This window comes from Thiomonas sp. TH-17, assembly GCF_057473305.1.
The window spans coordinates 1-6,479 of sequence record NZ_JBYCKI010000239.1 but is presented as its reverse complement, the minus strand read 5'-3'; the positions used below and the strand labels follow the sequence as shown (position 1 = coordinate 6,479).

8 protein-coding genes are annotated in these 6,479 nt (G+C 64.5%); 5 read left to right on the top strand and 3 right to left on the bottom strand.

What is annotated here, in order from left to right; translation table 11 throughout:
• Positions 1-24 precede the first annotated feature (24 nt).
• The gene (gene hprK / locus AC2VLV_RS14005; RefSeq protein ID WP_486990561.1) at positions 25-978 is read left to right on the top strand and encodes an HPr(Ser) kinase/phosphatase; all 954 of its coding nucleotides are present in this window, start codon (positions 25-27) and stop codon (positions 976-978) included.
• Positions 979-1,039: 61 nt separating this feature from the next.
• Here the strand turns inward: hprK and fur are convergent, their stop codons facing one another.
• On the bottom strand, positions 1,040-1,519 hold the full coding sequence (gene fur / locus AC2VLV_RS14000; protein WP_486990560.1) for a ferric iron uptake transcriptional regulator: 480 nt from the start codon (positions 1,517-1,519) through the stop codon (positions 1,040-1,042).
• Positions 1,520-1,594: 75 nt separating this feature from the next.
• Here fur and AC2VLV_RS13995 point away from each other — a divergent pair, with 75 nt between their 5' ends.
• The 4 genes from AC2VLV_RS13995 (at position 1,595) to AC2VLV_RS13980 (ending at position 4,316) form a co-directional block, all read left to right on the top strand.
• Positions 1,595-2,260 (top strand): outer membrane protein assembly factor BamE, encoded by a 666-nt coding sequence (locus AC2VLV_RS13995; protein ID WP_486990559.1) that lies wholly within the window; start codon positions 1,595-1,597, stop codon positions 2,258-2,260.
• 105 nt (positions 2,261-2,365) lie between these two features.
• Positions 2,366-3,190, top strand: coding sequence for a 4-hydroxy-tetrahydrodipicolinate reductase (gene dapB, locus AC2VLV_RS13990; RefSeq protein ID WP_486990558.1), 825 nt, complete (start codon positions 2,366-2,368; stop codon positions 3,188-3,190).
• 7 nt (positions 3,191-3,197) lie between these two features.
• The gene (locus AC2VLV_RS13985; protein ID WP_486990557.1) at positions 3,198-3,851 is read left to right on the top strand and encodes a MotA/TolQ/ExbB proton channel family protein; all 654 of its coding nucleotides are present in this window, start codon (positions 3,198-3,200) and stop codon (positions 3,849-3,851) included.
• A 12-nt stretch (positions 3,852-3,863) separates the two neighbouring features.
• Positions 3,864-4,316, top strand: coding sequence for an ExbD/TolR family protein (locus AC2VLV_RS13980; protein ID WP_486990556.1), 453 nt, complete (start codon positions 3,864-3,866; stop codon positions 4,314-4,316).
• Between the two features lie 3 nt (positions 4,317-4,319).
• Here the strand turns inward: AC2VLV_RS13980 and AC2VLV_RS13975 are convergent, their stop codons facing one another.
• Positions 4,320-4,679 carry a c-type cytochrome gene (locus AC2VLV_RS13975; RefSeq protein ID WP_486990555.1) on the bottom strand — a complete coding sequence of 120 codons (360 nt, stop codon included), beginning with the start codon at positions 4,677-4,679 and terminating at the stop codon, positions 4,320-4,322.
• Between the two features lie 120 nt (positions 4,680-4,799).
• The coding region (locus AC2VLV_RS13970) for a diguanylate cyclase domain-containing protein (protein ID WP_486990554.1) at positions 4,800-6,479 on the bottom strand (1,680 nt) is incomplete at its 5' end.

Below are 6,479 nucleotides of genomic sequence, written 5' to 3'. Positions count from 1 at the left end.
TCGCCGTGATCTTCCCCGCCTGATTTGAAAGCCTCCACCCTCGCCGCCGAGCGCCTGTTCGAGGCCAATGCCGCGCAACTCATGTGGCAATGGATTGCCGGGCAGAGCAACCCCGAGCGTCGTTTCGACATGGCCGCAGTCGAGGGGGCGACTTCCGGCGCTGATCTGGTGGGGTATCTCAATTACATCCACCCCTTTCGCGTGCAGATTCTGGGCTGGCGCGAGGTCGACTACCTCAACAACTCCAACCAGGAAGACCGGCTGCGGCGCATTCGCCGCATCATCGGGCTGGAGCCGCCGGCGCTGGTGCTGGCCGACGGCAAGGAGCCGCCGTCCTGTCTGATCGACGAGTGCAATGCCGCGCAGGTGCCGCTGTTTCGCACCGCCGAGACGGCGGCTTTCACCATCGACGTGCTGCGCACCTTTCTGTCCAAGCACTTCGCCAACCGCGTCACCCAGCACGGCGTGTTCATGGACATTCTCGGTCTGGGCGTGCTCATCACTGGCGAGTCCGGCCTGGGCAAGAGCGAGCTGGGGTTGGATCTCATCACGCGGGGTCACGGCCTGGTGGCCGACGATTGCGTGGACCTGCTGCGCGTGGCGCAGAACACCATCGAGGGCCGCTGCCCGCCGCTGTTGCAGAACCTGCTGGAAGTGCGCGGCATCGGCCTGCTCGATATCAAGACCATTTTTGGAGAGACTGCGGTGCGCCGCAAGATGCGGCTCAAGCTCATCTGTCACCTGATTCGCCGCGATGTGCTCGACCGAAACTTCGACCGTCTGCCCGCCGGCAATCTGGAAGACGATGTGCTGGGCGTTCCGATTCGAAAGGTGATGATTCCGGTGGAAGCCGGACGCAACCTCGGCGTGCTGGTTGAATCAGCCGTGCGCAACACCATTCTGCAACTTCGGGGTATCGACACCCTGAGCGAATTTCAGGAACGCCAGCGCCAAGCCATGCGCGACGGGGACGACTGAAGGGTGACTGAAGGGCAACTGAGCGGGGCGACTGAGCGGGGCTACTGAGCGAACCTAATAGCTATTCGTGCTCTGGCGGACGCGCCGCAAGCGGCGTGTGATCCGCCTTGTTGTAGTGCGGGCAAGCGGCCTTTTTGGCGCAGCTCGCGTAGAGCGAGAGCGAATGTTCCTGCAACTCAAAGCCGTGTTCCGTGGCGATTTTTTTCTGTCGCCGTTCGATCTCGGGATCGAAAAACTCCACCACCCGACCGCAGTCCAGGCACACCAGATGGTCGTGGTGCTTGCCTTCGTTGATCTCGAACACCGACTTGCCCGACTCGAAGTTGCTGCGCAGCAAAATGCCGGCCTGCTCGAACTGGGTCAGCACCCGGTACACCGTGGCCAGACCGATGTCTTGCTGCTCGTCGAGCAGCACGCGGTACACGTCTTCCGCCGTCATATGGCGCTGCGTGCCCTTTTGAAAAATCTCCAGGATGCGCAGGCGCGGCTGAGTGACTTTCAGGCCGGTATTGCGCAAACCCTGTGCATTGCTCTGAGCCATGGGAAACGGAACCGTATTCAGTAGAATGCGCCGATGTTAAACGACCCCGGCCGCGTTGACCACGCGAGAGTCCCGATGCGGTTTTCCTCTGTTTTTCGTTCCTCTGAACACGCTTTTGCTCAGACGTCCTCCCGGGCGGATTTGCGCCGCGGATTTGCCACTGCGGCGCTGTGCTGCCTGACCTTGTTGGGCGGTTGCAGCACCGCCACCACCCGGCACGATCTCACGTCGATGTTCAAGCCCTACCGCGCCGATGTGATCCAGGGAAACTTCGTCTCGCGTGAAATGGCCGAGGAGCTCAAGCCCGGCATGACCAAGGATCAGGTGCAGGCCATCATGGGGACGCCCCTGCTCAAGACCGTCTTCAATCAGAACCGCTGGGAATATGTGTTCAGCCTGCGCCAGGGCTATCACGCGCCCATCGTGCGCCGCTACACCGTGTATTTCGACAAGGACGGCCGCATGGAGCGCGCCGACGGCGATCCGCTGCCGACCGAGCAGGAGTTCGTCGCGCAGATCAACACCCTGCGCGATGGCGGCAGCAAACCCAAGTCGCTGACCGAAGCGCAACTGCAGGCCGAAATCGCCGCCGCGGACAAGAAGTTTGCGCAAACCAAGCGGCCGATCGCCGCCGCCTCGCAGCCCGGCAATCTGACGGTTTACGCACCGCCGGCCGAGATAGCCGAGCTGCAAAAGGCTGCGCCGCCCGCAGCCGTGTCCTCTTCCGCTGGCAATCCTTGATCTCATGAGAAAACGCCGGGCCGTCCCAAGTTTTCTCATCCCCCTCGGGGGGCCTGACGCGAATGCGGCAGGTCTGGGGGCGCTCTTCTTGAGAGACTTCCGCGCATGAGCACCACGCCAGCTGAAACGCATCGCATCGCCATTGCCGGCGCCAGCGGCCGCATGGGCCGCACGCTCGTCGAGGCCGTCCTGGCCGCGCCGGATTGCAGCATCGGCGCCGCGCTCGACATGCCGGGCAGCCCGGCGCTCGGGCAGGATGCGGGGGCTTTTGCCGGTGTGCATACCGGTGTGGCCATACGCTCCGATCTGTACGCCGCGCTGCAGCACGCCCGCTATTTCATCGACTTCACCCGGCCTGAGGGCACCATGGCGCATCTGGCCGCGTGCGAGGCGGCGGGGGTGGCCATGGTCATCGGCACCACGGGTTTCGATGAGGCGCAGCTCGCGCGCATTCGCGCCGCATCGCAGCGCATCGCCATCGTCATGGCGCCCAATATGAGCATCGGCGTGAACGTGGTGTTCAAGCTGCTGGAGCAGGCGGCGCGGGCGCTGGCGCAGGGTTATGACATCGAGATCATCGAAGCCCATCATCGTCACAAGGTGGACGCGCCTTCGGGCACCGCGCTGAAAATGGGCGAAGTCGTGGCGGGCGCACTGGGGCGAGATCTCAAGCAATGCGCCGTCTATGGCCGCGAAGGCGTGACCGGCGAGCGCGATCCTTCCACCATTGGCTTCGCCACCGTGCGCGGCGGCGACATCGTGGGCGACCACACCGTGCTGTTCGCGGGCACCGGCGAGCGTATCGAAATCACCCACAAGTCGAGCAGCCGCGCCACTTACGCCCAGGGCAGCCTGCGCGCCGTGCGCTTTCTCGCCGCCAAATCCCACGGCCTGTTCGACATGCAGGACGTGCTGGGCTTTAAGGGCTGAGCCGCGCATGGGAGGGCTTGCACAGTTCTGGCAGCAGGGTGACGCGCTCAGCCATCTCGTCGCGCTCGTGCTGCTGGCGATGTCGGTGGCGAGCTGGTTTGTCATTTTGTGGAAAGCGGCCTTGCTCTGGCGGGCCACGCGTCGTGTGCCCGCGGGCATTGCGGCGTATTGGGGCGCAGCGTCCCCTTTGCAGGCCGCAGCGGCTACGCAGAGCACCGACCCGGGCGGCCTGTCCAGCCTGATGGCCGACACGGCCTCGAAGCTGGCGCGGCCCGATACCGCACATCGCTGGCAATCGCATGAAGACCGCGTCACCCGCGAATTGCGCGAGGCTTTGCAGGCCGCGCAGCGGCGTCTGCAAGCGGGCCATGTGCTGCTGGCCAGCGTGGGTAGCACCGCCCCGTTCGTCGGCCTGTTCGGCACCGTCTGGGGCATCTATCACGCCCTCACGGCCATTGCTGCGAGCGGGCAGATCAGCGTGGACAAAGTGGCCGGGCCGGTGGGCGAAACGCTCATCATGACCGCGGCGGGCCTGGCCGTGGCCATTCCCGCCGTGCTCGCCTACAACGCGCTGAGCAAGCGGGCGCGCCGGGTGCAAGGTGCGCTCGAAGGGTTTGCGCACGATCTGCAGCGCCTGCTGGCGGCCAGCCCCGTCCTTTGAATTCCGCGCGCGATGAGTTTCGGCAGTTTTGATCAGGGCGACGAAGGCGAGGCGATGAGCGACATCAATATGACACCGCTGATCGACGTCATGCTGGTGCTGCTGGTGATTTTCATCATCACCGCACCGCTGCTTGCTGGCAGTCTCAAGCTCGATCTGCCCAAGGTCGATGCCCCCGCCGCGCAACAGACGCCGAAGGTGCTGAATGTCGGGCTGCGCAAGGATGGGCAGCTCTATCTGGCCGACAAAACCATCACCCTGGCGCAGCTCACGGCGCGCTTTACCGCCGCCGCGCAACAGTCGTCCAAGACCGAGGTGCACATCAGCGCAGATGCGGCCGTGCCCTACGGCGATGTCGCCCGGGTGATGGGCGCCGCGCAAAACGCGGGACTGAGCCGCATCGGTCTCATCACCCAGCCGCCTGCTGGAAACATGCCCGGCGCGGCATCGGCCCCGGCGGGCTAGGCTTTACTTGAACTTGTAGTAAGTCTGGTTGAGGTAGGCGGCGATGTCTTTCACCTCTTCCGGAAACAAGTCGTGATTGAGCTGGGTGACGCACATCTGGGTGAAGGCGATCAGTTGCTGCGGGTTGTGCACCTTGCGGTCGGGGCGGGTGTACATCGCCGAGGAAGAGCCCATCATCCGTTCGGCATGACAGGCGGCGCATTTGAGATTGTTGTAGTACTTCTGGCCCTGCGCGACATTGGCGCCGACGAACTGCGGCGGAACCGCCTGTGCGGCTTGCGCCAGTGGCCACGCCGCACCCAGCACGGCTAGCAGGCCGCAGATGGTGAGGGCTCGCCGCATTTCTCGCATCGGTCGAATCATCGTTGTCTCCCTTGTTTTTTATGGAGAGTCCAGTGTGCGGGTTGCGGTCGGGCTTGTCTACAGCAGCCCTGCTGAGTGCAGGGAAAACGTCAGATCAAGAGTGTCGGCGCAGGAGTCGCTTCAAGACCGCGCCGGGCGGGTGAACTGGAACAGCGAAGTCTGCACGTCGGCCTCCATGTCTGGCTCCCACACGACATAGGTGTCGCGCCCGAGGGCCTTGGCGCGATACATGGCCACATCGGCCATTCGCAGCAGTTCCTCCAGCGTTTGCGCATGAGACGGGTACAGCGCCACGCCGATGCTGCCCGAAGCGCGGAACTCTTGTCCGGACAAGGCGTAGGGCGAGCGCAGCCGCTCCAGCGCATGACGGGCCAGGTCTTCGGCCAGACGTGGCGAGGGCAGATTGGGCAGCACGACGGCAAACTCATCGCCGCCCAGGCGGGCGCAGACCGCGTCCGGCCCGAAGGCTTCACGCAGCCGCGCCGAGGTGGCCTGGATCAGCGCGTCGCCCGCAGCGTGGCCGAACTGATCGTTGATGCGCTTGAGGCCGTCGAGATCGAGCCACAGCACTGCGGCAAATGCCTGGCTGTCCTGCGTACGGTCGAGTTGGCGCTGGCCGCTGTCGAACAGGCCGTTGCGGTTGAGCAGGCCGGTGAGCGGATCTTTGAGCAGCAGATCCTGCAGGCGCGTGGCGCGTTCGCGCAATTGCGCCACGCGCACCGACAGACCATAGGTCAGCACCAGAGCGAGAAACACCGAAACCCACTGCAGCGCGTCGGAGGTGAGAAAAGTCTCTGGAAGCCAGCCCAGAGTGCGCCCGATATTGGCAAAGCCGACGATCAGCAGGGGAAACAGGCTGAGCAGCAGGATGATGGCCGGCATGAACCGCTGTTGCCAGCGCACCGCCGCGGCCCCTGCAATCAGCACCAGCGAGGCCGCCGCGATCAACTGGGCGGGAACCAGCAGCCATTCGCTATTGGGCAGCAGCACCGCCACCGCGAGGGTGATGGCCAGCCATTGCACGATCTGCAGCGCCAGATCGGTACGCGGCGCATGGCGCGGCAACAGCAGATAGGCGCGGATGAAATACAGCCCCCCGGCGCACATCAACGGCAATCCGCCCACCAGGCCGATGCTGTTCCAGACCAGCGTGTCTGGCCAGAGTTGGTGCTGCCCTACGCCCGAGATGGCGAGCATGTAGAACAAAGTGGCCGATTGCCACAGGATGTAGGCGAAATAGGCACGGTCATGCGTGCTCAGAAACAGGAAGGCGTTGTAGATCAGCAGCGCCACCACCATGCCGTAGAACAAGCCCTGCAGCAGCGCGTCGTCCACCGCGAATTGGCGAAACGCCCCCGCGCTCCACAGGTGAAACTCGGGCGTGAGCGCGCCGTACTGCGCCACGCGAAGCAGCAGCGTGCTCGATCCTTCGGGCGGCTGGAAGGCGTATGCGGTGTAACGCGAATGCAAGGCGTCCAGCTGGCCGATGCCTGCGGGGCGCTCACCGCTGGCCTGCGCCAGATCGGCCGGCAGCAGATAAGCCTGCGCCTCACGCCAGACCGGGCGACCCAATTGCAGCACTAGCTGCTCGGGCGACTGTGCGCTGCGAAACAGATGCACCCGCAACCAGAGGGCGTCTTCGCTGATGCCCAGATTGCTGCCGTTGACCGCCCGGAACCGCGCATCGGGCAAGGCGGCTACGGCGCTGGGCTCCAGCCGCTTGCCGTTCTCGCGGTAAACCTGCAGCGAATTTTGCAGATTCTGGTGCCGGAGATCCTGCGGCACCAGAACCACCAGCGG

Bases quoted from the DNA above. Each gene is read 5' to 3' on its own strand.
- fur (WP_486990560.1), bottom strand. From the start codon at position 1,519: ATGGCTCAGAGCAATGCACAGGGTTTGCGCAATACCGGCCTGAAAGTC.
- AC2VLV_RS13995 (WP_486990559.1), top strand. From the start codon at position 1,595: ATGCGGTTTTCCTCTGTTTTTCGTTCCTCTGAACACGCTTTTGCTCAG.
- dapB (WP_486990558.1), top strand. From the start codon at position 2,366: ATGAGCACCACGCCAGCTGAAACGCATCGCATCGCCATTGCCGGCGCC.
- AC2VLV_RS13985 (WP_486990557.1), top strand. From the start codon at position 3,198: ATGGGAGGGCTTGCACAGTTCTGGCAGCAGGGTGACGCGCTCAGCCAT.
- AC2VLV_RS13980 (WP_486990556.1), top strand. From the start codon at position 3,864: ATGAGTTTCGGCAGTTTTGATCAGGGCGACGAAGGCGAGGCGATGAGC.
- AC2VLV_RS13975 (WP_486990555.1), bottom strand. From the start codon at position 4,679: ATGATTCGACCGATGCGAGAAATGCGGCGAGCCCTCACCATCTGCGGC.